A 25,476-nucleotide genomic window follows, 5' to 3' on the forward strand; every position below is an offset into this window, starting at 1 on the left:
TCGGCCCGCAGCCGCTCCTACCGTCGGCGAGACAACCCTCGATCGCGGTCAGTGCCGTCGTCCTCTCATCCGGGTAGCCGTCGGCGCGGGTGGGAACGGGGAGACCGGTCAGGGTGCGCAGGCCGTCGCGCACGGCGAGGGCACCGGCCGGTCCCCAGGGGTTGTCGATCCTGCTGTCCCTGTTCTCGATCAGGGTGCGCGCCAGGGCTTCGGCGTCGCGTTCCGGCTGTGGGGTGTCGTCGATGACGATGTAGTCGTCCTTCTCGGCGATCGTTCCGGTGCCGCCGGCGTGGCCGTGGTCGTACTGAGCCTGCTCGACGGCCGACCGGAACGCGGCCTGCACGTCCGTGCCTTCGGTGTAGGTGATGAAGATTTCCGCGCTCATGTGGGGTTCTCCTTGACTGCTGTGATCCAGCGGCAGTACCCGAAGCGCTTGATCGACAGATCCGCTTGGGTCGTGCGTGCCGCGTCTGCGGTTCGGCGGGATGCGCTCGCCCGGCGCCGATGACCGGAGAAGGGGCAAACCCGCAGGTGTCCTTCCAGTGGCTTTGCCGTTCGACCCGGTGGGGGGTGCAGCGTGCGCGGCGGCCCCGCCGAAGCGCCGGGCGTCGCGAGGCAAGGGGGGTGAAGATCCGCTGTGTCGTGCGCGGACTGCACGATCAGACGGTGATGCGGCAGTCGGCCGCGTGGCATCGGTCACGTGGGAACGATCAACGCCGCCTCGCAGGCCAAGGCGTCGGTGAGGCGGCGCAGCGTGTCGAAGCCGGGCTCGGAGTGGGTGCCGGTGCCCTTGTCGCCGTACAGCGAGGTGCTGTCGTGCCGGTGCGACGGGTCGTTGTCCACGACGTTCGACCACTCGCGGGAGGCGGTGAGCACCTGGCCACGGCGAAGGACTGCCGTTGGTGGCTGTTGCGCTCGATGCGGACCCGGAAGATGGTGTAGTCGCTGCGGCGGTAGAAGCGGACCAGGGTGTAGCGCATGCGCACCTGGTCGGTGCCTACGGTCTCCTGGAGCATGATGAGATTGGCAGGCGCGTTGAGCCACTCTCGAAGGACGGTCAGAGCCTCGAAGACGTGACCCGAACGGCTCTCCGGCTCCTGCTCCTGGTAGTCGGCCTGCTCGGCGGCCCAGTTGTAGTCGACGACGGCGGTAATGGATTCGATGATGTCGGGTGAGGCGATCCTGGCGGACTGTGTGGGCGACACGGATTTTCTCCGGGTGAGGTGGATACGGAATGCCCGGTTGACGCGATTCGATGGCTCATGGCCGCTGGTCCGGCGAGTCGGACGGTCGACCTTCCCGGATCATCCGATATTCACGTGATGTGGACAGACCGGTCGGTGAAGCCACCTTGTCGGTGGGGCGCACTCGCCAGGCGGTGCCGTCGGGCCGGTGGAGCAAGCCACATCTTTTCGTGGCTTGCTCCACCGGCCTGCGGTGCCGCAGAGTGTGCACGCCCCACCGACGAGGTTGTGAGCGGTCGAATTGATTCGACAGACCTACGCCCTCGCATCGCGGCATCCGGCGCTACTCGTGGTAGCCGGGATTCATGCCGGCGAGGTCATGTCCGGGTGGTGGAGTGCTCGCCACCGTGTTGCCAGGGCTGTTGCCGCCAGGACGCCGACGGCTCCGGCGGCGGCGGTAGTGAGATGCGGTGCCAGGACTTCGGTGGCCAAGCCGCCGGGGGCAACACCTGCGCCTTGGGTGGCCTGCATGGTGGTGATGGCGAAGCCGACGGTTTGGCCTCGGTGCGTGTCGGGTGCGCGCAGCATAAAGCTGGGGTTGGCCACGACGTGATAGCCGGAAGCAGCGCCAGAGAGGGCGAACAACGCCACGACCACCGGTAGTGGTGGGTCGGCCAGACAATCGGGGAGTGGCACGCCGGTGCCGCTGGCCAGCAGTGGCATGAGCCGGTGCTGAAGGGGGTCGGGCAGGGCGGCGACGGCGAGGGAGGCTGCTGCGGCGCCGATGGAGTAGGCGGCGAAGAGCATGCCGACCGCGACCGGCCCGCCGTTGAGGTGGGCCGCGTAGGGGGGCGGCGAGTGCTTCGCCGATGATGTAGGTGCACGACATGGCCGGTAGCCGACGAGGCACCGCTTGCCCGCAGCGTCGCCGACTCCGTGGCCGACCGGACGTGCGCGAATGCCGGGTAAGCCTTGATTTCCCCCGGCGGGATGCGCTACTCCAGTGCCGGGGATGGACAAGGATGGTGGCGGTGTCCCGGCTCGAATTCCGGTTCCTCGGCGACCTGGAGGTCCGGGTCAACGGCGAGCCGGTGGACCCGGGCCCTTCCCGGCAGCGCTGTGTCCTGGTGGCCCTGCTGGTCGACGCCGACCGGGTCGTGCCAGTCGACCGCCTGGTCGACCGGGTCTGGGGCGAGAACCCGCCGCTGCGCGCCCGTACCGTCTTGCATAGCTACCTGTCCCGGCTGCGCGGCGCTGGGACCTTCGCCCGGTTGACTGGTGCCTGAAAGCTCCTGCCGGCGAGAATGCGCGTAGTCGGTGCGTGATCGGACTACGACCGACGTAGTCCGCCCGACTCATTTTATGAGCAATGCTCGTTTAGTGTGCCTCTGTATCGGGATGTGTGCTTTCGGCATATGCAGTAACAATCCCGGTTGTCCCGGCCGATAGGTGATCAGGACGGCAACGGTGCGGAACGCGCGGCCGTCGATGCTGGCCGCCGGCTTGGCGGAACCAGGTCCAAGCCGTGGCCGGAGGTGCGTGGTGTCGGGTGTGGTTGCTGATCGCGCACGGGTCGGGGGCGCGTTCGAGCAGCCCACGTTGGCACTGCTGCACCGGACGCACGCGGCCACGGTGATCGCGGTGTTCCGGTCGGCGTTCTCGCGTGAGGCACCGGCGGTTCCCGCCGCGCGGCTGCACGACTTGGTCGACGCCTGCCTCGACGAGCTGCGGTTGGCCGGGCTGGCGGGCAAGGACGTCCCGGTCGGTTCCGGCCGTGACCTGTGCCGCAGGTGGGTCGCCGACCAGTGGCTGATCCGTTCGCTTGCCGAGGACGGCACGGAGCGGTACTCGCTGACCTCGCACGCGCAGGACGCGCTGCGCCTGGTCGAGCAGCTGACCAGGGAGCGCGCCACGCTGTCCGAGCACCGCATCGCCACCATCCTGGAGCAGGTCCGGCGCTTCAACCGGGTGGCCAACCCTGACCGCGCCGCCCGGGTGGGGATCCTGGACGCGGAGATCGCGCGCCTGACCGCTGAACGCGACCGGCTGCTGGCCGGTGGCGACATGCCTGAGGTCGGCGCCGACTACATGCTGCAGGGTTTCGCCGAGTTGACCGAACTGGTGGCCGGGCTGCCCTCGGACTTCGCCAGGGTGTCGGAGTCGTTCACCACGCTTCGGGACCACATCACCGTGGCGCTGCGGGCCGAGGAGCGACCGGCGGGGGAGATCGTGGACGAGTACCTGCGGCGCGCCGACACCCTGGAGGAAGCAACGCCGGAGGGTCGTGCGTTCAAGGGCGCGTTCGACCTGCTGCGCGACCAGGGGTTGGTCGAGCAGTTGAGGGAGGACATCGCCGACTTGCTGGCCCACCCGCTGGCGGGGGAGATCCTCACCGATGCGGATCGGGCCGGTCTGCGCGGCACGGTGTCGATGATCAGTCGCGGCATGAGCAGGGTGATCGTGGAGCGCGCACGGGCGACGTCGGCGTTGAAGGAGTTCATCACCACCTACGACCGGTCCCGTGATCGTGAAGTGAATGCGACGTTGCGGGCGCTGGAGACGGAGATCGACACCTGGATGCGGACTGCCGGTGCCAAGGCCAAGGTGCCCGTGCCGCTGTTGCCGTCGGAGATCGACGTGGTGTTGCTGCGCGAGCGGTTTCACGACACCGAGGTCACCGCGCCGCCGCCACCGCTGGCCGACGTGAGCGGGCATCGACCGGACACGGTGTCGATGCAGGAGTTGATGATGCAAGGGGGCCCGTCACTGGAGGCGTTGAAGTCGTGGCTGACGCATCTGGAGGTCCCCGGTGGTCCCGCGTCGGCGGGGGAGCTGTTCGGTGGTCTTCCCGACGCGCTGCGCCGGCCGGTGGAGATCTTTGGTGTGCTGCACCTGGCGACGAACACCGACAAGCTGGTCGTGACCGAAGACCACGAGCCGTACGTGACGGTGCGCCCCGACGGCACCCGCAGGGTGCTGGTCGCGCCGAGGGTCGTCCCGGTCGCCGGAACCGACGCGGTCGATATCCACGCCGCAGCTCCCCAAGTTTCCACAGCCGGAGGTGCCGCCCCGGACGGGAGTACCGGCGGGCTCGCCCATGACCACGACGAGGCCGGTGGACACCGATGACGATCGACGACGGCACGGATGACCCGACCGGCACGATGACCCGCTTCACATCGGACACACCGGTGCCACCCGACATGGGTGGGGACGACGCCGCCCGTGCGGAGGACGACGCGCGTCTGGGTGAGCAGTTTCCCGACCTGGAGGACGACGGGGAGGACCGGGAGCCCACCTCGACGTTGTCGCTGTTCGAAGGGGATGAGGGTGGGCTGCTGCTCGCACAGCGGCAAGTGCTGGTGCACCTGGTCAAGGAACCGTTCATCAGCGCTCAGACCCACCCGCGGGACTGGCGGATGCTCGTCGGCAACCCCAGGCCCATCCGGTCCCGGCTCAACGACATGTTCATGGTCCTGGAACTGGATCTCCAGCGCGAGGTGGCGTTCACCAGGCAGGCGAGCCCGGAGGGCGGTGGCCGCCGGTTCCCGACCCTGTTCCACGACCAGGCGTGGACGCGCGAGGAGACCATCGTGCTGGTGTGCCTGCGCCTGCGGTGCCACACCGAGCAGGCGGCGGGCAACGGACGCGTCTTCATCGACCGTGAGGACGTGCACGACTACGTCGCCCGGTTCCGTCCCCCGCACGCCACCGACGAGGCCGCCGACCGCGGCAGGGTGGAACGCGCGCTGGAGCGGATCTACCGGACCGGGCTGCTGATCGGTCGCAAGGCGGGGCAGCGGTTCGAGATCGCCAGGGCGGTCGAGGTCGTCATGCCGCTGGCGAGGCTGACGGAGCTGCTGGCCTGGTTGCGGCAGCAGAACGGCACCGGGCAACCCGTCCCCGACGCTTCCGGACAACCCGTCCATACCGCCGGGCAGGGCGACGACGGCACAGTAGTGGAAGGTCTGCGATGACCGACGACATGACCCTCGACCTCGGCGACTTGAAGACGTCCGTGCGCATGTCACTTCCCGCGGGCAGTCAGCCGGGTACCGGCGAGAGAGTGGTGCCCGTCGACACCGCGGCTACTACGGTGCAACATCGTCTGGAGACGATCCAGTTGGTCAACTGGGGCGGGTTCGAAGGCCGCCAGGCCATCGACCTTGACCGCGACTCGACTCTGATGTCGGGTGCGTCGGGGACCGGGAAGTCGACCATCCAGGACGCGTGGCTGGCGCTGTTGCAACCGTCGGACACACCGTTCAACGGCGCCTCCAACGACGCGGTGCGCGGCAGGGCCCGCTCGGCCGAGCAACGCAACGTCCTGTCCTACCTGCGCGGCCAGATCGACACGACCGAGGGCGACGACGGGCAGGATCGGGCCAAGGTGCTGCGCGGGGACGGCACCGACACCTGGGCGGCGGTCGGTGCCACCTTCGTCGACGACCACGGCAGGCGCTTCACCGCCTTCCGGCTCTACTACGCCGGAGCCAGGGTCACCCGCTCGCCGGATGTGCTGTGCCGGATGTTCACCTTCGACGGCGTGGTCAACCTCGCGGAGTTCGCGCCGTTGGCCGCCCTGCGGCCGCCGTTCCCCCCGGCCCAGGTCAAAGCGACAGTCCCGGGAACCCGCCACCACGAGAGCTACTCGTCGTTCTCCCAGACGTTGTTCACCCGCCTGGGCATCGGCGCCAACGGCGACGGCGGCAAGGCCCTGCGGCTGTTGGCGCGCGTGCAGGCAGGCCAGCAGATCCGGACCGTGGACGAGCTGTACAAGGAGATGGTGCTCGAACGACCCGGCACCTACGACGACGCCGACCGGGCGGTCGAACACTTCAACGCCCTGGAGGACGCCTACCTGACCATGCGCGTCGAGCAGCAGAAGGCGGAGTTGCTCGCGCCGATCAAGCAGTGGTGGGCGGACCTGGAGCGGGCCCGGACAGAGGTCGGGCTCATCGACACCCTGGGACTCGCCCTCGGACAGGATTCGCCCGTCGGGTTGTGGGCGCTGCGCACCGAGCGGGAACTGCTCGCCGAGGCCGTGCAGTCCAACACCGCACGCTGTGCCCAGGCCGGTAAGGCCCTGGCCGACGCCCGGCGGATCCGCTCCGAACAGGAGCGCGAGTTGACCGCGGCACAGGTCAGGCACGACGCGGCTGGGGGCGGCAGGCTGCGTCAGATCGGCCTGGACATCGAGGAGGAGACCGCTCGTCGCCGTGACCGCGACACCCGGCGGGCAACCCTCGCCGGTGCGATCTCCGCCCTGGACGCACACCTGGCCGGCGGCCTGGGCTCCCGGCAGGACTACGACACCCTGCACGAGGCGTCCACGGCGTTCCTGACCGCCGTGGACGCCACCGCCGCCGGGTTGCAGCAGCGCCGTGACCGGCTCAAGCAGGAGGAGCACGATCTGCTGCGGCACCGCACGCGGCTGCGCGAGGACCGCGCCTCCTATGCCGGACGAGCCGGGCGTGTCCCGCCGTGGCTCGACGCCCTGCGCCGCCAGGTCGCCGACGCGGCGGGCTTCGCCCACGGGGAACTGCCGTTCCTGGCCGAGCTCGTCGACGTCGTCGACGGGCAACAGCAGTGGCGCACCGCCATCGAGACCGTGCTCGGGTCCAGTGCGCGGTTGCTGCTGGTACCCGCCGATCGGCTGGAGAGGTTCTCCCGCGCCATCGACCCACTGCACCTGTCGGGACGCATCACCTTCCAAGGGGCGCCCGTGGGGCCGTGGGACCCCGCCCGGACAGCCTCGGTCGACCGCGACCGGGTGGCCGGGAAACTGCAGTTCAAGGACTCCCCGTTCACCTCGTGGGTGTTCGAGCACGTCACCGACGCCTCCCGCAACGCGCTGTGCGTGCCGACCGCCGCCGACCTGGCCGGCCACGGCTACCGGGTGACGCCGGCAGGGCAGACCCGACAGGGCTGGCGCGGCTCGCACGGGCGATCCGACCAGCACAACATCATCGGCTTCTCCAACGCCGACACCCTCACCGCCATCGACACCCAGCTCGGCGAGACCGACACGGCCCTGAAGTCGGTGACCACCCGCATCGGCGCGGTTGAAACCGAGCAGTCCACCCTGCGGGCACGCGCGAGCGCCTGCGAAGCGGTCACCCGGGTCCGCTGGGACGACATCGACGTGCCCGGATCCGACGAGCTCATCGCCCGGCTGCGGGCAGAACAGGACAGCATCCTCAACGGTGACGACCGCCTGCGCGCCTTGCAGGCACACATCGAGTCACTGACCACCCTGCGGGACAAGGCGCTGCGCGAGGAGATCACCCGCGAGACGCGGGAGGAGGAACTGGCCGAGCAGGGGCGGTCCCTGGCGGCCAGGCAAGAACAGGTGAACGGGGAACTGTTGCGGCTGCAGCGACAACAGCGGGTCGTGCTCACCGAGGAGCAGGCCGCCCACCTGGACCGCGAGTTCACCGCGACCACGGGGGAGCGGGTCGTCGACCTGGACCACTTCACGACCGGTCTCGCCGCGCTGCACAAACGGCTGGTGTCACGGCTGGACCACGCCAGGCAACAGGTCAACGCCCTGACCCGGCACATCGAGGACCGGTTCGAGCAGTACCAGCGGATCTGGGAAGATCCCAACCTCGGCAGGACGCTGGCCTCCTACGCAGACTACGAACGCGTCCACGACGGCATCCAGGCCACCGGCCTGCACGAACGCCGCAACGAGTGGCGCCGCCGGCTCACCGACTGGTCGGGCGAGGACCTGGTGCCCCTGGCCCACTCGATGGGGGACGCGATCGAGGAGATCGAACGGCGCCTGGAACCGATCAACACCATCCTGCGCAGTCTGCCGTTCGGCGCGAACGCCAACCGCCTGCGCATCAGGATGAGACGCCAGCGCTTCGAACACGTCACCGCGTTCCGCCGCGAACTGTCACGACTGTCCTCGACGGCGACCAAGCAGTTCAGCGACGAGGCACTGGAGAAGCGCTTCAAGGACCTGCAGGCGTTCATGCACCAGATCCGCACCAAGGACGACCCGCGCGGCCTGGCGACCGCCCGCGCCGCCACAGGCACCCAGGCCGTTGGCCGTGACCGCGACCAACTGCTCGACGTGCGCAAACACGTCACGATCACCGCCGAGTGCTACGAGACCGAGACCGAACGCCTGATCTCGAAGCACGCCTCGCTGGGCGGCAAGTCGGGAGGCGAGTCCCAGGAGCTGATCGCCTTCATCGTCGGCGCGGCCCTGCGATTCCGCCTCGGCGACGAACTGCGCGAACGCCCCCGCTTCGCCCCCGTCTTCCTCGACGAGGGCTTCATCAAGTCCGACGCCGAGTTCGCCGGCCGCGCGGTACGCGCATGGCAGGGCCTGGGGTTCCAACTGGTCATCAGCGCACCCCTGGATAAGGTCACCGGCCTGGAACCGCACATGAACGAACTGCTCGCCATCACCAAGAACACCCGCACGCACTACTCCTTCCTGCACCCGATCACCGACCGGCAGGCATTCCGCAACGCCGTGGCCGCCCTGGCACCCTCGGCGGACGAACGCACCGCCGGGCTGGCGGACCCGCCTGCCACCGCACGGGCGCATCGCGACCGCCCGGTCGGACAGGTCATCGACTGATGGCACGCCGAACCTCCACCTCGGTCCGCACCGGCACCGACGATGCGCTCGTCGCGGGGATCAAGACGCCCGAGCTCGTCCTGCAGGACGTGCGGCGCCGCCTGACCCGCACCTGGCCGGAGGTGGTGCTGGCCGAATGCGGCATCTCCCCAACTGGCACGGACGCCCCTCCCTCCCGGACCGGGGAGCGCGCGCAGGCCACGCAGGCGTGGCCGCACGCCTTCCCGCTGGGACAACCCTCCGCCGAACTGCTGGCCTCGACGTTCGGCCAGATCGTGTCCTTGGTGCGCGACTGGCGGGAATGGGCCGACCGACACGAGGTGACACTGCTGTGGCGTTCTCGCCGCGTGCACGGCACCGAACAGGAACTACCCACCCACCTGCACGTCGAGGACATCGACACTGCCACCCGCCTCACCGGCCGGCAGCACGTGCTGGAGTCGGCGCGGACCCGGGCCCGCGGCCTGATCGACCACTACCCGCGGCTGGTGTCACCGGCCGGTGCGCTGCGGCAGGTCCTCGATTACGAGCCCGTGGACTTCGACCTGCTGTGCCGCGCCGCGGACTGGTTCGCCGCCCGCGCCGAAACCGCCCGCGCCGAAACCGGCCGCGCCGAAACCGGCCGTCCGCAACCGCTGACCCCGCGGCAGGTGCCGATCGAAGGCCTGCACGCCAAATGGCTCGACACACGCCACGCATTGCTGCGCAACCTGACCGGACTCGACGACCTCGACCTGCTGCCGGCACATCCACCCCGCCTGCACTTCACCTACCTCGACCCCCACCACCTCGCCACCGGCGGCAGACGGCACGACTGCGCCACCGTGGGCGACCACCTGCCGCTGCCCTACACTCCGCGGCTGATCGTCATCAGCGAGAACAAGGACACCGCAGTCCACTTCCCGCCCGTGCCCTCCGGCGTCGCGGTCGAGGGCAGCGGCCGCGGCGGTGCCACCGCTGCCTCCTTCCCCTGGATCACCGAAGCCGAGGCGGTGTTCTACTGGGGAGACCTGGACCCCGACGGCTTCGAAATCCTCGACGGGTTCCGCGCCGCCGGCGTACCGGCCCGCTCACTGCTCATGGACCGCGTCTCCTACGACAGGTGGGAGCGGTACGGCACCCACGTCGACCGGCGCGGCACACCACTGCCACCTCGCGACCCACGCCCGACCCCACACCTGTCCGCGGCCGAACGAGCCCTCTACGAAGACCTGTGCTCGCCACAGTGGACACGACACCGACGCGTCGAACAGGAACGCATCCCGCTGCACATCGCACTCGAAACCGTGCGCGCGGTCGCGCACACGGACACAGACCAGTAGCAATCCGGTCAAACGGACCGACGGCCGAGGTGCGGGCGACCTCGCTGGAGGACGGCACACGCGCTGTGAGTACGTGCGACTTCGCCATAGCCCGTGCGGTGCATACCCGACGTTCGAACGACAGCGGCCGACGCGGATACCCGTCACCGGGGTTGAGGATGTGCGGGGGTGGGCGGATGACCATGGAAGCGCACTGGGTGCACGGTGGCCTTCCGGTTACCGGTGTCGTCATGTCTGCAGCAGCGTCGCCCTCGGGCGCCCAAAACCGGCCGGGCGTCGCGGCGGCGGAGCGCGATTCGTACTGGTCGAACCAGGCGATCGCCACGCCCTCGGCCTTGGCGCGTGCCTCGATCGCCGGGTAGTCCTCGTCCAGCCAGACGATCAACTCGACCATCGCCAGGCTGATCCACAGAGGGCCGCCGATCAGCAACTCCTCCAAGGTGTAGTCGGTCATCGCCGTGAACAGCATGCCCCGGTCTCGGAGCTGATCAGCTCGGCCGATCCCTGCCGTCGACCCGGTCATACCGCCAGGCCGTCGCAGCCTGCTGCCGGTAGGCGCGCCACCAGGTGCCCACCGACCGAACGGAGACCCCGAACACCTCCGCCGCCCGCCTGTAGCCCTCCACCTGCCTGGCCTCCAGCGCCGCGACCACCCGCAGGCGCAGCACCTCCTGCTCCGCAGGAGACAACCGGTACGCACTCTCAAGCTCGACCATGCACGTCAACCTGCAGGCAATCGCTTAGTGCCCGTTTCCGAGCTATTGGGGTTGGGTGAGTCGGCGGGTGGTGATGCGGATCATGGACCAGCGGACCATGGCCTCGTGGTGGTGGGGTAGTCGTTCGTAGTCGCGGACGCAGCGGCGATGTCCGGTGATCCAGGCCAGACTGCGTTCGACCACCCATCTTCTGGGCAGCACGGTGAAGTACGGCACCTGCGGACGTTGGACGATCTCCACCACCAGGCGAAGTGTCGTGCGAGCCCAGTCGATCAGGGGTCCGGTGTAGCCGCCGTCGGCCCACACCAGCGTGGCCCGTTTCCCGGCGGTGTCCCGCATCCGGCGCAGCAGGCTGCGCGCGGCGACCCGGTCCTGCGTCGAGGCCGGGGTGACCAACACGGCCACCAGCAGGCCCAGGGTGTCCACGACGATGTGGCGCTTGCGGCCGGCGACCTTCTTGCCGCCGTCCCAGCCGCGGGTGGCCCGGCCGACGGTCTCGGCGGCGCGCACCGACTGCGAGTCCATGACCGCCGCCGACGGCGCCGCCACCCGGCCCTCCACCAGACGGACGCGGTCACGCAACGCGTCGAGCAGCCGCTGTGAAGCACCGGCCTTCTCCCACAGTGCGAAGCGCTTGTAGACCGTGGGCCACGGCGGGAAGTCCGTCGGCAGAGCCCGCCACTTGATGCCGTTGTCGACCACGTAGAGGATCGCGTCCACGATCACCCGACGGCAGTGCTTCTCCCACCGCCCGCCGCGACCGGCCAGGCACGCCGGATCGGGCAGCAGCGGGTCGAGCTCGGCCCACTGGGCGTCGGTGACGTCGGTGGGGTACCGCCTTGTCCGTCGAGTGGGCTGGTGGGAGGCGGCCAGGCGACAGCATGGGGAACCCGCGGTGACACCGCCCGCGGGGATCGGGCACGATAACAACGGAACTCCTGGTGGAACGGCGCATAGACACCGTCCGATCTACCAGGAGTTCCCCTGTCTGCGCACCAAAGCCCCTCCGCGCGACCAAGCTCGGAAACGGGCACTTACTGTCAATTCGACAAATCACGCCACTTGCCCGCTACTTCCCGTGCCTCCGCAAGTGGGCAAGTCCGGAACGGTGCGTGTCGTCCGGTGACTGTCGGTGCCTTGTGCCACGCTCACGCCGCAGGGAAAGGGGCGGGCGTGGCGTTAACCAGGGACGTGGCCGTACAGGTCCGGGCCGCGTGCACAAAGGGCGGGCAGGCGCGGACCGCGCTCGAACAGGCGGAAGACCTGGCTCAGGAGGCACACGACATCCTGAGCCGCACGCTGGAGGGCGCGCGTCATCTCGGAGCGGACGGGGAACAGGTGCTGGCCGCGTTCACCCAGGTGGTGGACGCGTGCAAAGGCCACTACTGGCCGCTGCTCAACGAGGCCGTGAAAGCCGCCGAGAGCTACGCGGCCAGCCTAACGGCTGGAGGGGCACTCCCGACCCTGCGCTGGCCGCCCAGCGGCCCGCACGGCCCCCGGCGCAGCCACCCCCGGCGCCGTCGCCGCAACGACCCCCGGCCCGCCAGGTCGAACTCGACGACCCGCCCGTGATCCCACCTGAACGGATCGAGGCGCTACGGCGTGAACTGCCCCCGCCTGTGGAGCCCGGAACAGGACAGAGGACGCACGGCCGGTGGATCGGCCCGGACGGTCAGGTCCAGCAGATCATCAGCGGACGCGACGCCCGTTCCAAGCTCGTGAACGAACAGCTGACGGAAAAAGGATGGGCGGAGGGCACGGCCCGAGCTGGCGACGTTGAAATGAAGCTGGCCGCGCACATGACCGCAAACGGGATCAGACACGCCACGGTAGTGCTCAACCATGTGGTATGTAAGGAAAGCTGAACTGCGACACCCTAGTGCCGATCCTCCTTCCGGACGGGGCCACACTGACCGTGTACGGGATCAACACCAAAGGGATGCGCACCCGCACCCGCTATACAGGAGGAGCACAGCCGTGGTGGACCTAGAGGTCTGGTACGACGAGGAACAGGACGCCTCCGTGATCGTCCGCACTCCGGCCGAGCTGGACGCCGTGTTGGACATCGTGGCCGCGCGGGAAGGCCGCATCCTCGTGGACCTGTACGTGGTCGAAAACTCCGGCCGCGCGAACTTCAACGTCGGGCTCCACGGTCGGGCCGGACGGGGCGCGCTGTACTACTCCGGGGGCGGACAGAAGTGGTTCAGCTCGCAGGCCCCCGGCCCCGACTGGAGTGCGGACGAACCGATCCTGTACTACCTGATGAATTCGGATACCGAGTACCCGGCCGATTCCGAGATCCCGCTGGACGTGGTGCGCCGAGCCGCACACGAGTTCATGACCACCGGAGGTGAACGCCCCACTGTGTCCGACTGGCGGGCCGCCCCGGACTGGTGGTGACCCGGCAGGGCCGCCGGACGGTTGCCGAGCCCACCGGTACGTCAACCGCCCAGCGGCCGCGAAACGTGCGAATCGGGCCCCGGACATTCCCAGGGCACCGTGACGGTTTCGCGGTGTTCTCGGCGCCGTTCAGGCGGCTGCCGCGTCCGCCGACGCCACCGCGCGCACATGCCGCACTGTGGCCGAACCACTTGGAGTCAGTGCGGCCTGCCGGGTGGTCAGTGCCATCCGAATTGCGTCGTCGCCTTCGGAAAGGGTGTGGCCGTAGACGGGGACCATCCCCGCTCGCACGGGGAGCACCTGGCGCCACGTGGCGATCTGCGCCTGCGACAGGGACCACCCGCTCGCGCGGGGAAGACCTGCATGGCCCGTACTCGCACTCGTCCGGCGGCGGACCATCCCTGCTCGCGCGGGGAAGACTTGCCGGCGCGGCCGGCGGGACGGGACCGGACCATCCTCGCTCGCGCGGGGAGCACGACATCGTGGATGACGAGCGGCAGGTGTACCTGGACCATCTCCGCTCGCGCGGGGAGCATGGCTACGACGGTGTCGTAGTCCAGCTCCTCGTCGAACCACTCTCGCTTGCGCGGGGAGCGCAGGACCGGTCTCGGGCTCGCCATCGCGGCGGAGGGACCACTCCTGCTCGCGCGGTGGGCACGAACCGTGGTGCAACCACGGGCCGACGCGGGATGGGACCACCCCCCGCTCGCGCGGGGAGCACGCGGTGAACTTGTCGTAGCGCTCCCCCACGCCCGGACCACCCCCGCTCGCGCGGGGAGAACCTGACGCCCACCAGCGACGGCGCCCGCGCCCTCGGACCACCCCCGCTCGCGCGGGGAGAACAGGGTGGTGAGTCCGGGTGAGCTTCCTGACGCGGGACCACCCCCGCTCGCGCGGGGAGAACCCCGCCCCGCCGCACCCCGACGAACTCGCTGCGGGACCACCCCCGCTCGCGCGGGGAGAACCCGGATGGTCTCGGAGTGGTTGGCGGGCAACTGTCAACGACGCCGGAACATTGACCCCCGGTGGTCGGATGAAATCTGACCCCCTTGGGTGGTTGTCGGTCTAATCGTTGGTGTTGGCGGCCGGTGGGACCCGGCCGAGGTCGCGGTCCTTGAGTCGGTAGCTGTCTCCCTTCATGGAGATGTCACCTCAACTATCCGGGTTTTGTGATCGCCGCAAATATGCGGGTTTCCCGGTCTGAGGTTGGGTCGATGTTCGTCGGCTCGGCCGTGCGGATGATCCGTGACTATGCTTAACGGGTATGGACCGAAATGTCGATCCGATGCTCGACGCGTTCCTGTCCTACAGCCACGTCGATCACCGGGTGGCCTTGGCGCTGCGCGATGGTCTGCACAACCTCGCCCGTCCGTGGTATCGCCGTCGCGCGCTGTGGGTGTTCCGCGATGAGGAGAGCCTGCCCGCGGGGGCCAACCTGCCCGAGTTGATCGTGTCAGCCCTGCGGCGGTCGCGCTACTTCGTGCTCGTGGCGTCCCCGAACGCGGCCGGCTCGGAGTGGGTCGCCCGCGAGGTGCGCTACTGGCGTGAGCACCGAGAACCGGAGACCTTCCTGATCGTTCGGGCCGGTGGCGCGATCGCCTGGGGAGACGACGACTTCGACTGGGACGCAACCGACGCACTACCGCGCGACCTGGCGGGTTGGTTCCCCGCGGAACCGCTGTGGGCAGACCTGGCCTGGGCAGGGTCGGATGACGAGTTGTCGTTGCGCCACAGCCGGTTCCGTTCGGTCGTCACATCGGTCGCCGCTCCGCTGCACGGCCTTCCGAAGGACGAGTTGGACAGCGAGGACGTCCGCCGCCACCGCGCCACGACACGCGTGCGCAACACGGCCGTGTCCCTGCTCGCCGCTCTCATGAGCCTGGTGCTGGTCCTCGCCGGAGTGGCGCTGTGGCAACGCGGTGAGGTCGAGCAGCAGCGTGACCGGTCCTTGTCCCGCGAGCTGGCCGGACGTGCCGAACGCCTCGGTGACGCGGACCCCGCGCTGTCCAGGCTGCTCGCCTTGACCGCCTGGCGCGTGAGAGCGACTCCCGAGGCCAGGGCCGGCATGTACCAGGCCGCGGGACGTCCCGGGGTGTTCGTCCTCGACACCGGGGGCAACGCCGTGGCGTTCAGCCCGGACGGCGGACTCCTGGCGACCGCCGACGAGTCCGTTCGCCTGTGGGACGTGGCGACCCGTACCGAGAAGCGGCGGCTCGGGGAGGACGGCGAACCGGTCCGCTCGCTGTTGTTCAGCCCGGACGGCGGCATGCTGATCACCGCGGACGAGTCCGACTCGGTGACCTTCTGGGATATCGCAACGGGTAAGCGCAAGGGTGAGACGATCAATTGCGGCCAAGGCCCGAGGTCGATCCCCATCCCCTTCGCGCCTCCGATCGCGCTCAGCCCGGACGGCTCGATTCTCGCCACCGGCTGCGACTCCGGCACGATCCGGTTGTGGGATGTGGCGTCACGTCGGCCTCTCGGGCAACTGGCGGGGCACGAGCACCACCCGATCGCCATGCTCGGGCCGTCGGTCGCGTTCAGGCCGGACGGCCGGACCCTGATGAGCGCGTCCATCGACGGCACCGCCCGCTTCTGGGACGTCGCCGAGCAACGCCAACTCTCCGCCTTCTCGGCATTGCCCACGCAATCGGCGGCGTTCTTGTCGCCCTCGGCGACGGTCGCACCAGACGGCGAGATCGCCGCGACCGTGGCCTTGGACGGCTCGGTGACCGTATGGGACGCCGCGAACCCCGACCGGCACGGAACCCTCGTCGGTGGACGCAGTCAGCCCAACGACAGCATCAGCACCGTTGCCGCCGCGTTCGCCGCCGACAGCAGCCTGCTGGCCACCGGCGGCCACGACGGCACCATCCGCTTCTGGGACGTCGACGAACGCCGGCAACACGGGCCCGCGCTGGCCGGCCACTCACGGTCGGTGGTCTCGCTCGCCTTCAGCCCCGACCGGAGACTGATGGCCAGTGGCGGCGGCGACGGCACGGTCCGCCTGTGGGACGTCACCGCGCACGTCCGCTCCGCCGCACCGCGCACCGCGGACATCGGGCAGGTGGCATCGGTGGCCTTCACGCCGGACAGCCGTTCGCTGGTGGCGGCGAGCCTGGGGGAGTGGGGAGCCGACGACCCGAACGGGAACGCCCAGTGCCTGGGAATTTGCGAGGCCGGGAACGTCAGACGAATCAACGGAAAGCCCGTGGTCACGTGGTGGGACGTCGGAACGCGAGCCGTCGTGGACAGCGAGCAGCCACAGATCGTGGGCTATCCGCGTTCGGTCGTGGTCACCGCCGACGGCACGGCGCTGGTCCACGGCACGGACCACAAGGACGACCAGGACAAAGGCCACCTGCGGATCTGGACGCTCCGCGATCGCGACGTCACCGGGGATGCCACCATCGGTCCCGCCGCATCGGCGACCCTCGACCCGACCGGCACGACCTTGGCGGTGTTCGACGACGACGACCTGCGGCTGTGGGACGTTGCGCGACGTCAGCAGATTGCCTCGCTGGACGGGGCCAAGGCGCTGTCGGTCGTCTTCAGCCAGGACGGCAACCGGTTAGCCGCGCAGCGGGACGGGGGGAAGATCGAGGTGTGGGATGTCGGGACCCGGCGGCGTATCGGAGAGCTCGCCCTGCCGGATACCGGAGCCGTACCTCTGGCGTTCAGCCCGAACGGCCGCTTGGTGGCCACGACGGGCGGCGGAGGTGTGATCCGGCTGTCCGACGTGGACACGGGAGAGGTCGTCGGAGATCCGCTGTTGGGCCACACGGGTGCTGTCAGCGCGGTCGCGTTCAGCCTGGACAGCCGATTGCTGGTCAGTGGGAGCGCGGATGCGACCGTGCGCCTGTGGGACCTGGATTCGAGGCGTCAGGTCAGTCAACCACCGATGGGACACAGGCTTCCCGTCCGCACGGTCGCCTTCGCCCCTGACGGCCGCACCGTGGCCAGCGGCGGAGTCGACGGCGCGGTGCGCCTGTGGGACGTCGGATATACCACAGACGTCGAAGCGTCCCTGTGTGCCGCCGCCGGGCGGTCGATGACGGAAGAGGAATGGACTCGCTACGTTCCTGACCTGCCGTTCCGGCAGATCTGCTAGCGGAACTCGTTGCGGATCTCAGAGGCTCGCTGGCTCGCTCCGGAACCCATCCCCGCTCGCGTGGGGAAGACTCGACCACGTACTCTCCGGTCGACGGGTCGCGCGGACCCCCGCTCGCGCGGGGAGCACTACACCGAGACGACTGGCTTGCCGAGCAGGTGCGGACCACTCCCGCTCGCGTGGGGAGCACTCGTACGCCTCAGCCGGGTAGCAGAACCCCAGGGGACCACCCTCGCTCGCGCGGGGAAGACCGCCCGGCCCAGTCCATCGTCGACCGGGCCCGCGGATCACCCCTGCTCGCGCAGAAGATTGGTATGCCGGAATCGATTGGGCGGCGGCGTTTGGACCACCCCTTGCTCGCGCGGGTGGATGTGCCAGCTCATCCACGGATCACCCCGCTGCGTGGGGGAGACTCTCATGAGGAGCCATGGCGGCGTGGCCTTGTGGACTGTCCCATTTGTACGGATGCGACTGCGATTCAAGCCATGCTCCAGGTGGCCTGTTACGGCTCACCGAGGGGCGCACAGCGCAAGGGTGAGCAGACCGCACCCGTACGATCGCGCGCGTCCGATTCCGGTGGTCACGGCCCTCCGGATGGCGTCCGGGTCGTTGATGACCGCGATGCCGTCGAACTGGGAGGCACCGTGGTGCAGGCGTTGCCCTCCGGCGGACTTCGGTCGGGCTCCTGTCAGGAGGGTCTCCTGGGTCAGGCGGGTGTGTTGCACCGCCAGACCTGCTTGGTTAGCACGGCGCTGCCACCACTGGATCGCTTCCTCGTCGTGAAGCCAGAGGCGTCGCTTCTTGCCCGGTTCCGTGGTGTGTATTGCGGTGGCATTGGCCACGATCCGGTAGCGGACGCGGGTTCCGTGGTCGAGTCGGTCCAGCAGAGGGGTGAGGTCGATCGTGTCGGCAGCTGCGTAGCCGGTGGGTAGGAGGTCCGGAGTCGGGCGAGTCGTCGCCTGCACCAGCACGATGGTGTTGGTGGGCATCCGCACGATGCGGAAGAGGACGTTGTGTTCTGCCCGGGGGTGTGGAGTGGTGGCTTGGGGGAACATCCGCATCACTCGTTGGTGCATGACGTGGATGTCGGCGACATCGCTTGCGGTGGACAGGTGGTAGGGGCTCAGTCGGAGCCTGGTCAGGGTGGTGACGGTGGCAAGAGTCGTGGTCATGAGGCACCCTTCAAGGCGTGTTCGAGGGCCTGTAGGTACTCGGTGCCGTATCCGGCGCACAGTGTGGCGGGCATGTGACGTCGGTAGTGGTGGACGGTGCGTGTGCGGTAGGAGGGGTTGATCTCGTCGAAGGAGATCGGGACGTCGGGGATCTCCTCGGTCCGGGTCGGTGCTCCGGCCGGGGGGATGTCGGTGATGAAGTCGACGGCGACGTTGTCGGTGTTCCAGTGACGGCGACGCGCGAGGGGCAGCTTCGCGTGCAGCCACTCCTGCGGGTGGTCGATCCGCGCGAGGATCAGGGGACCGTCGGGTGGGCATGATCGACGTCCGAGGAACCCGGCCCAGTGGGGATGGCGCAGTCCGGATTCGGCCATGTCGAGCAGGTCGTCGTCGGCGGTGAGTGCGACGGTGAAGACCGCGTCTGTCAGGTAGTGGCGGTTGCTGACGATGGTGCCTTCGCCCTGGGGTCTGCGGCTTCCGTTCGATGTCGGGACGGTCTGCGCGGCGGAGCGTCCTCCTCCGACGGTGTGGAAATCGACCAAGCGGTGGCCGGGCCGATCGATCCGGACGCCGATGCGCAGTGTCCGGTAGTGGGACAGGTCGGTTCCCCGAGGCTCGCCGCGCGCGGCGGCGATCATCCCGATCAGCGCGGATCGGGTGGGGTAGGTGTTGGTATCGCGCTCGTTCCAGGTGGAGTGGGTGCCCCATGACTGCATCGGGCCACCGATGCGTAGTAGCAGTGCGCTCATGCGGCGTTACCGGTCCGGGTCATCGCGGTGGCGATCAGGTCGTGGAGGGTGTCGCTGCGCTCGCCCAGCGGGCTGTAGTCGTACTCGTCGATGCTGGCGTGGCCGTGCCAGACAAGTCCGTCGTGGCCGATGAAGCGGTGCAGCCGCGCGGCGTATTCGGCGAGCAGCCGTCGTGAAGGTTCGGCGTGTCCTCCGTCCACAGCGCTGCGGACGGGTTTCTCGAACGCACCGGCGAGCGACAACGGCTGGTGGCGTACGGCGATGTGGACCAGTTCGGGTACCGTTACCGCGGCGGTGGTCTTCTGCTTACCGCTGGGGATCGCGGAGCAGAACGCGCTGAGGTAGGCGCCGAGGGTGGTCAGTGCGTCGTCCATGGTGCCCACGTTCGTGGCCAGGTCGCTGATGTTGACGCTGCTGTAGCGGTAGAACACCCCCGAGGCGAACTCGGCGGTCGCCAGGTGTCCTGAGCCGGTGGAATCCTCGGCCGTAATGTCGTCCACTGCGGTGAAGAAGTCGAAGTCGACCGCTGTTTCGTGCGTGGTGAACGCGTGCGCGAACAGCGTGGCACCGTCCACTCCGTGTCCGGGCATCTCCGCCAGCATCCGGCCGAACAGGTTGATCGTGGGCGAGCGGCGGCGCAGGATCTGGTCGACCTCGGCGGGCGGCAGGATGATCTCGGCTTTGTTCCTGTCCGCCTTGGTGCGCTTGGCTTTACCGGCGCTGTTCTTGCCGGTGTCGGCACCGTTGCCGCTGTCTTCGCCGGTCGGGAGTGTGGTCGCTGCGATGACGCCGCGGTGCTCCTGGCACAGTCCGGCCAGCTCCGCGATGGCGGCCTTCGGAATCCAGAACAAGACCTTTGACAGGTCGGTGTGGTCGTCGGGTGTGACACCGCCGTCCTTGTCCTTGGACCGTTTGGCGATGGTGTCCGCGCTGAACATCACCGCGCGTCCTGCTTTACGTGCGGTGTCGTCGTCCCAGTCCTGTTCGACCAGGGCGTCTCGGACCGCTCCGGCGACCTGACGGGTGCGGATGGTCGGGTCGCCGAATTGCTGTTCCATCTTCAGGCGCACTGCGCGCTTCCAGGATTGACTGGATACCCTGGTGCGGGTCTTGCCTCCGTACACGGTCTCCTTGGGTGCCCCCTGGGCGTCGCGGTTGAGATTGCTGTAAGGGACTGTTTGCAGTGCGTGGATGTCCACGTGCATGGTGATGTCCTTCGGTGAGCGGGATTGGTGCTGCGTGGGAGGTCTTGGCCGATCAGTCCTGGTTGCTGTCGGGTGGAGAGGGCTCGTCCTCTTTGTCCAGGCCGATGTGGTAGCTCTGCAACCAGTTCTTGCGCACGCGGTGCTGGCTGTGCGGCCAGGCGAGAAGGTCCTCGAGCAGGACCGTGAAGTCGACCGGGATGCGGTTGCTGCGCAGTGGAACCACGATATGGACGAGGCTTCGGCAGACGGTCTCGGACGGCTGCTTGCCGAGCCGTTCGACCGAACGTGCTGTCGTGGCGGCGGCGAGGATCCCGCGGCGGGTGGCGACGGCGAGGGTCGCTCCGAGATTTCCCGGCCGCACGTCCGGGATGGCGCCTTCGGGGGTGTGGGCGATCAGGGAGGCGATGGTGTACAGGCAGCGCTGATCGTGATCGTCGATCCGGGTTCCCCCACGTTCGGCGTTCAGCCAGTGCGCGAGGTGACCGTGCATGTGGTCGCAGCGGTCGACCGGTTTGCCCAGCCCGGAGCGCAGCGCCGATCTGATCTCCGGGTTGGACGCGGAGTACATGGCCATGCGCGGTGTAAAATCGGCCAGTGTCGCTTTGGGGATCATGTAGGTGTCCTGTCTGTCCGGGGTTCCTTTTTCGCTGCGACACGACGCAGGAAGCGAGTCATGTCCGCCTGGGCGCGGGCGACTGCCGTGTGGTGGGCTTCGTGGTCCGTGGCGAAGCGCAGCGCGTCCACGGCGATTGCGGTGTACGCGCGGTGCGGCTCGGTGAAGTCCTCGTCGAGAAACCTGTCCCAGAACAGGTCTTGTGCGTGCGGCCAGTAGTGCGCCATGGCGGAGGTCACCCACGGCACGTCTTTCTTGTCCGGTCGAGAACCCGCTACCGCCAGGGACCGGTAGCCTTGCTTCAACGTGAACCGCAGCGAACCAGCCACCGTGTCGGCCGCGGTGCGCAGCAGTTCGGCACCTCGGAATTTCGTCGGGTCTTCCTCGAACAGCCAGCCGAACAACGTGGGCGTGGTGGCGGTGATCCACTGTTTGTCGGTGGCTTGTCGGTCTTGGTCGACCCCGTAGGCGCGGACCACGAGTTCATCGCGGATGTGCGCGGGGAGGGACCGCATCGTTCTGATGATCTCCGGTCGTAGGTGCCGATCGGAGTCGGCCAGCAGCGCGTCGAGATCGCGCCACAGGGCGCGTTCGGCGTTTGTTCGCCGCGGGTGCCACTCGCCCTCGCCGCTGTCGCGATCGACGATCACGTACGGGTCATGGCGCAGTACGGGGGGATGGGGTTCTTTGAAACCCCATGTGAGGCGTGCGTCGACGACGTTGTCACCGGTGACGTCGGGGTGCAGCAGCAGCGCGTGGCGGCTGCGTCCGATCAGCAGACCTGCGGGAGCGGTCATCTGAGGTGGCGGGGCCAGGGGGTCCGAAAGTTCCGTTCGTTCCCATGGAGCGGCGTCCTCGCCTGCCTCCGGTGGGCTGGTCGGGTCAGGCAGTCCGGCGATGAGCGACTCGAACAACGTGTGCCCGAGTGGGTAGAACGTCAGGATGGCGCGCAGAGGGCCGGAGGACATGTACTGGTCGGAGGCTCTGCGCACGGATCCGTCGACCGTTGTTGTCTCGACGGTGCGGGTGCCACCGCCGCCTCCGGCTCCGTACTGGTGGTGCATCAACAGCCACAGGATCGCCTGAGGGGTGGGTATGGGGGTGGCGCGGTCGTGATGGGTGTGCCGGAACCAGACCTGGGAGTTGTCGTTGGGGCGGGTGGGGTCGAATCGGTTGACGCCGATGGGTTTGGACTCATCGCGTAACCGCGGGTCCTGCATCCACGGAGCATGCCGTGAGAAGAGGTCCCATCGGCCGGCGTGGCGGTCGAAGTACTGCCGGACGGAGTCCGGGCGGAAGTGGCCGACGAGGGCCTCCTTTGCCCTTCTGGTAAGCCATTCCTCCGGCGCGTCGGGCTGGTTCGTGGTGGCTGGAGGGTCCAGTCTGTCGAGTCCGGTGACGCGTGCCGCGATCACGTACAGCAGCCGCATCAGCGCCGCGGCCGCGGGCGGTGCCGTGACGGCGATATCGCGCAACAGGTGCGCCTTCTCCATGAGGTCACGCAGGGACAGCATGTCGTGTTCGCCGTCGAGGTCGACCACGGGTATCCAGGGCCTGCTGTCGACGGGATAGGAGGGTCGTGGCATTGATGACCTTTCCGGCTGTGGGCGGGATCGGGTTGCGGACCACCGTCACGTCGTGGCGAGCGGGGTGGGGGATAGAGGGCTGGTCAGGTCGGCGAGGTCGTTCGCCTGGTGGGCGTAGCGGATTCCGGTGATCCCGGCACGGTGGACCTGCGCCCGGTCCGACGCGTGCTGCCTGCTCCACAGCTGCAGCAATTCACCGTCGAGTTGAGCGGGATCGGCGGCGTGTACGTGTCGCACCAGGCGATCGATGTCGGCGGGGAACGGCAGGCTCGGGTCCATGACGGTCAGGATGTGATGGGTCGCGGCGATTTCGTAGCGGGCGTGCGCAGTGCGCCATCGCGTCGGCTCGGGATCCTCGCGTGGAAGCTCGGCGGGGCTCAGGACGACCAGTCGCGGCTCGGTGGCCCATGTGGGGCGGTCAGGGGAGCCGTCGGGGTGCTTCCGGTCGCGCCTCCAGCACCTGCCCAGGCGTAACACCAGCGTCGCGATCGGCGCCAGGTCGCTGAGGACGAGGTCGAAGTCCAGATCCAGGCTGTCCAGCGACTGATCCGCCACCACGACCGACGGTGCTCGTTGACCGTGGTCGTGATCGAACGATGCGGTCAGGTCCGCGGTGATGCGGTGCCGCTGCTCGTCGGGAAGGTCGGAGTGCAGAAAGAGAAGATCGACATGGGGGAGTCGTGTCCGCTTCAGACCCTGGAAAGTGTCCTCGGCATCGGCGACGGTGTTGCACACGACGGCGATGGACCCGCCCGCCTGGGCGGCTTGGCGCGCGTATCGTTCGATCTCCGCCTCACGCTCCTGCGGGCCAGAGGACAGGCATAGTTGAAGCCTGGGAAGTGGCGAGCGTAGGGCCGTCATCGTGTGGCGTGCCTCGCTCGACGGTTGCAGGATCCGGCCGGAGCGGCCGATGAAGCTCCATCCGGGGCCGGGGATGTCGGGCGTGGCGGGTTCGCTGACGCCGGCACCTTCCCGGTACGCCGTGACGTACTGCTGCCGGAATGGGACGGGCAGGGTGGCCGACATCAGGACCACGCCCACGCCTATGCGACCGCACCACGACAGGAGCACGGACAGCAGTTCGCGCTGGTGCGTGGTGAGCGCGTGCACCTCGTCCAAGATGAGCGTCTTGTTGGCCAGGCCGTACATGCGCAGCATGTTGTGACGCGCTTTCACCGTGGCCAGCAACGCCTGGTCGACGCCACCGACGCACACGGGAGCCAACAGGGACGTGTCGACGTCATGCGACCGCTCCGCCTCGCCCGGTCGGCCACCGACCCCTGGAACGGTGGCCCCCGCGTAGATCAGCGGCACCGCAACGGATTCGGCTGTGATGGCGGAGGTGAAGGTTTGGAGCTGAGCCCGCGGTTCGTGCGCCGTCATCGTGGTCGCCGCTCCGTAGAACATCCCCGGACGGCCGGTGGCGATGCCGAGCGCGTGCCCGGCGAGCAACGAGGCTCTCGTCTTGCCGGTACCCGGGGGCGTGGTGATGAGCAACAGGCCCGCCTCGTCCATGACCGGGATCAATTCCTCGGCGATCGAGCGTTGCAACGGGGTTGGTTCGATGCCCCATACCTCGGTGCTGGAAGCCGCATCGGGGAACTGCGGAGCCCGCAGTCCGGCGGCGATCACCCGTGCGCGCATGACCGTCTGCGTGTACTCGAAGCGGTCCTCCAGGTCGTCGGGTGCGTCGGCCTGCTGAGCGGGGATGAACTCCGCCGTGTCGCAGGCCAGCCAGTCGGCGGTGGCGACCATTCCGGCGAGCACCGAGGCCGCGACCGCGGGGAGCCGTTCGGGCAGCGGCTGGTCGGCGACCAGGTTGGTGATCAACATGACGATGTCGGCCCGAGCCCGGTGCCAGGATTCGTCGCCCAAGCGTGGCTCCAGCTTGAGCGGGCGCTCGACTCTTCTCAGGTCGGTGGTGTGGAACACGCCGTGATGTCCGCCGATCAGTTGGCCGATCCGGTACGCCACCGATGCCTGGAACGGCTCGGTGGAGTCGGGAGAGGCCAGCAGGGTCGGCAGCGCCAAGTACCCGGCTTCGTCGTGGCCGATCCAGTCCGGCGAAGCGGGGGCCACATCGTCCTGATAGCACGGAGTGGCCGCGCCGATGTCGTGCAGACCCGCGAGCAGGGCGATGAACCTGCCTGCCTGGTCCTCGCTTGTGCGCAATTCCTCGGCGAGCCAGGAGCGCAAACCGGCCGATACGTGCACATCCCACAGCGCGACCATGGCTGCCGCGGTGTCGATCAAATGGTGGATCAGCAAATAGGGCGTGGTCAGTCCGCGTTTAATGCTCCACATCGTCCACATGGTCCGCATCGCTGGACAGCTCCTCAAACAGCCAAGCTTGGTCGTGCTCGAACGGTTCGATCGACTGGAAGATCCAGATGGTCGCGCAGGTGTCACCGCGGAGGGCAGGATGGTAGGTTGTGGCTGTTCGATGCACGGCATGGTCAACGCCGGTCGTGGATCCCCGTGCAGGCGGGGGTGTACCGCTTGGTTGTTTCGCGCGCAGGCGTGCGGCAGTTACTTCCCCGCCAATACGGGAGTGTGCATCACCGGTCGTGGCCGATACTGCGGCCGGTGTGTGGTCCTCTGGTGCGGGGGGCTATATCGAGACCATGCATGGTGTGTTCGGACCATTCGACGGTGGGCGTCGTGCTCCTGCGCTGCTTGCGATTGCCGACCATAGCGGATCGAAGGCAGACGTATTCCGTCTTATTGCGGATAGTTCACCTGTTCTCGTGAAAACATTTTTCACTGGTGGATTCGGTCGGATCACCCCTATCGTGAGACGGTCGTTCACTACAGGAGG

The 25,476-nt window shown here is 68.5% G+C and carries 22 protein-coding genes and 1 pseudogene; 12 read left to right on the forward strand and 11 right to left on the reverse strand.

Annotated features, from left to right (window positions below; genetic code table 11):
- Together ACR807_RS06590 and ACR807_RS06595 are read right to left on the reverse strand one after the other, a co-directional pair.
- Window positions 1–385 (reverse strand): hypothetical protein (locus tag ACR807_RS06590; protein ID WP_438920312.1); only part of this gene is annotated, 385 nt, incomplete at its 3' end.
- Between the two features lie 311 nt (window positions 386–696).
- A complete protein-coding gene (locus ACR807_RS06595) occupies window positions 697–876 on the reverse strand; it encodes a hypothetical protein (protein ID WP_438920313.1) in 180 nt (59 codons plus the stop codon).
- A 26-nt stretch (window positions 877–902) separates the two neighbouring features.
- Between ACR807_RS06595 and ACR807_RS06600 the strand changes: the two genes are divergently transcribed.
- Window positions 903–1,175 carry a hypothetical protein gene (locus tag ACR807_RS06600; RefSeq protein WP_438920314.1) on the forward strand — a complete coding sequence of 91 codons (273 nt, stop codon included), beginning with the start codon at window positions 903–905 and terminating at the stop codon, window positions 1,173–1,175.
- Between the two features lie 372 nt (window positions 1,176–1,547).
- Here the strand turns inward: ACR807_RS06600 and ACR807_RS06605 are convergent, their stop codons facing one another.
- Window positions 1,548–2,204 (reverse strand): MFS transporter, encoded by a 657-nt coding sequence (locus tag ACR807_RS06605; RefSeq protein WP_438920315.1) that lies wholly within the window; start codon window positions 2,202–2,204, stop codon window positions 1,548–1,550.
- 11 nt (window positions 2,205–2,215) lie between these two features.
- Between ACR807_RS06605 and ACR807_RS06610 the strand changes: the two genes are divergently transcribed.
- From ACR807_RS06610 to ACR807_RS06635, 6 genes are all read left to right on the forward strand, one after another.
- Window positions 2,216–2,470, forward strand: coding sequence for an AfsR/SARP family transcriptional regulator (locus ACR807_RS06610; protein ID WP_438920316.1), 255 nt, complete (start codon window positions 2,216–2,218; stop codon window positions 2,468–2,470).
- Between the two features lie 265 nt (window positions 2,471–2,735).
- Complete coding sequence (locus tag ACR807_RS06615) at window positions 2,736–4,313, forward strand: DUF3375 domain-containing protein (RefSeq protein WP_438920317.1); 1,578 nt, start codon at window positions 2,736–2,738, stop codon at window positions 4,311–4,313.
- Entirely contained in the window at window positions 4,310–5,161 is an 852-nt protein-coding gene (locus ACR807_RS06620) for a DUF4194 domain-containing protein (protein ID WP_438920318.1), read from the forward strand. The genes ACR807_RS06615 and ACR807_RS06620 overlap by 4 nt, the downstream gene beginning before the upstream one ends.
- Complete coding sequence (locus ACR807_RS06625; RefSeq protein ID WP_438920319.1) at window positions 5,158–8,784, forward strand: ATP-binding protein; 3,627 nt, start codon at window positions 5,158–5,160, stop codon at window positions 8,782–8,784. Before ACR807_RS06620 ends, ACR807_RS06625 begins: the two co-directional genes overlap by 4 nt.
- Window positions 8,784–10,106, forward strand: a complete 1,323-nt coding sequence (locus ACR807_RS06630; protein WP_438920320.1) for a Wadjet anti-phage system protein JetD domain-containing protein — start codon at window positions 8,784–8,786, stop codon at window positions 10,104–10,106. The genes ACR807_RS06625 and ACR807_RS06630 overlap by 1 nt, the downstream gene beginning before the upstream one ends.
- Before the next feature lie 176 nt (window positions 10,107–10,282).
- Window positions 10,283–10,468, forward strand: a complete 186-nt coding sequence (locus ACR807_RS06635; protein WP_438920321.1) for a hypothetical protein — start codon at window positions 10,283–10,285, stop codon at window positions 10,466–10,468.
- Between the two features lie 126 nt (window positions 10,469–10,594).
- Here ACR807_RS06635 and ACR807_RS06640 read toward each other — a convergent pair whose 3' ends face one another.
- Window positions 10,595–10,822 (reverse strand): helix-turn-helix domain-containing protein, encoded by a 228-nt coding sequence (locus ACR807_RS06640; protein ID WP_438920322.1) that lies wholly within the window; start codon window positions 10,820–10,822, stop codon window positions 10,595–10,597.
- A gap of 42 nt (window positions 10,823–10,864) precedes the next feature.
- Entirely contained in the window at window positions 10,865–11,752 is an 888-nt protein-coding gene (locus tag ACR807_RS06645; RefSeq protein WP_438920323.1) for an IS5 family transposase, read from the reverse strand.
- Window positions 11,753–11,995: 243 nt separating this feature from the next.
- Here ACR807_RS06645 and ACR807_RS06650 point away from each other — a divergent pair, with 243 nt between their 5' ends.
- The 5 genes from ACR807_RS06650 to ACR807_RS06670 all read left to right on the forward strand — a co-directional run bounded on the left by ACR807_RS06650 (window position 11,996) and on the right by ACR807_RS06670 (window position 17,333).
- Window positions 11,996–12,394, forward strand: a complete 399-nt coding sequence (locus ACR807_RS06650) for a hypothetical protein (protein ID WP_438920324.1) — start codon at window positions 11,996–11,998, stop codon at window positions 12,392–12,394.
- Window positions 12,391–12,687: a DddA-like double-stranded DNA deaminase toxin gene (locus tag ACR807_RS06655; protein ID WP_438920325.1), complete on the forward strand. Its 297-nt coding sequence runs from the start codon at window positions 12,391–12,393 to the stop codon at window positions 12,685–12,687. The genes ACR807_RS06650 and ACR807_RS06655 overlap by 4 nt, the downstream gene beginning before the upstream one ends.
- Window positions 12,688–12,701: 14 nt before the next feature.
- Window positions 12,702–12,812, forward strand: a complete 111-nt coding sequence (locus tag ACR807_RS06660) for a hypothetical protein (RefSeq protein WP_438920326.1) — start codon at window positions 12,702–12,704, stop codon at window positions 12,810–12,812.
- Complete coding sequence (locus ACR807_RS06665; RefSeq protein ID WP_438920327.1) at window positions 12,800–13,222, forward strand: Imm1 family immunity protein; 423 nt, start codon at window positions 12,800–12,802, stop codon at window positions 13,220–13,222. The genes ACR807_RS06660 and ACR807_RS06665 overlap by 13 nt, the downstream gene beginning before the upstream one ends.
- A 1,264-nt stretch (window positions 13,223–14,486) precedes the next feature.
- A complete protein-coding gene (locus ACR807_RS06670) occupies window positions 14,487–17,333 on the forward strand; it encodes a toll/interleukin-1 receptor domain-containing protein (RefSeq protein ID WP_438920328.1) in 2,847 nt (948 codons plus the stop codon).
- A 509-nt stretch (window positions 17,334–17,842) separates the two neighbouring features.
- Here the strand turns inward: ACR807_RS06670 and cas6e are convergent.
- The 6 genes and pseudogenes from cas6e to cas3 form a co-directional block, all read right to left on the reverse strand.
- Entirely contained in the window at window positions 17,843–18,505 is a 663-nt protein-coding gene (gene cas6e / locus ACR807_RS06675; protein ID WP_438920329.1) for a type I-E CRISPR-associated protein Cas6/Cse3/CasE, read from the reverse strand.
- Entirely contained in the window at window positions 18,502–19,254 is a 753-nt protein-coding gene (gene cas5e / locus ACR807_RS06680; protein WP_438920330.1) for a type I-E CRISPR-associated protein Cas5/CasD, read from the reverse strand. Before cas5e ends, cas6e begins: the two co-directional genes overlap by 4 nt.
- 92 nt (window positions 19,255–19,346) lie before the next feature.
- A pseudogene (gene cas7e / locus ACR807_RS06685) lies at window positions 19,347–20,459 on the reverse strand (type I-E CRISPR-associated protein Cas7/Cse4/CasC); the annotation flags it as partial.
- 52 nt (window positions 20,460–20,511) lie between these two features.
- Window positions 20,512–21,072, reverse strand: coding sequence for a type I-E CRISPR-associated protein Cse2/CasB (gene casB / locus ACR807_RS06690; RefSeq protein ID WP_438920331.1), 561 nt, complete (start codon window positions 21,070–21,072; stop codon window positions 20,512–20,514).
- Window positions 21,069–22,658, reverse strand: coding sequence for a type I-E CRISPR-associated protein Cse1/CasA (casA, locus tag ACR807_RS06695; protein WP_438920332.1), 1,590 nt, complete (start codon window positions 22,656–22,658; stop codon window positions 21,069–21,071). Before casA ends, casB begins: the two co-directional genes overlap by 4 nt.
- Window positions 22,659–22,703: 45 nt before the next feature.
- A complete protein-coding gene (gene cas3 / locus ACR807_RS06700; RefSeq protein WP_438920333.1) occupies window positions 22,704–24,980 on the reverse strand; it encodes a CRISPR-associated helicase Cas3' in 2,277 nt (758 codons plus the stop codon).
- Between the last annotated feature and the right edge of the window lie 496 nt (window positions 24,981–25,476).

It is taken from the genome of Saccharothrix sabaoui (assembly GCF_051756985.1).
In the GTDB taxonomy this organism is placed as follows: domain Bacteria; phylum Actinomycetota; class Actinomycetes; order Mycobacteriales; family Pseudonocardiaceae; genus Actinosynnema.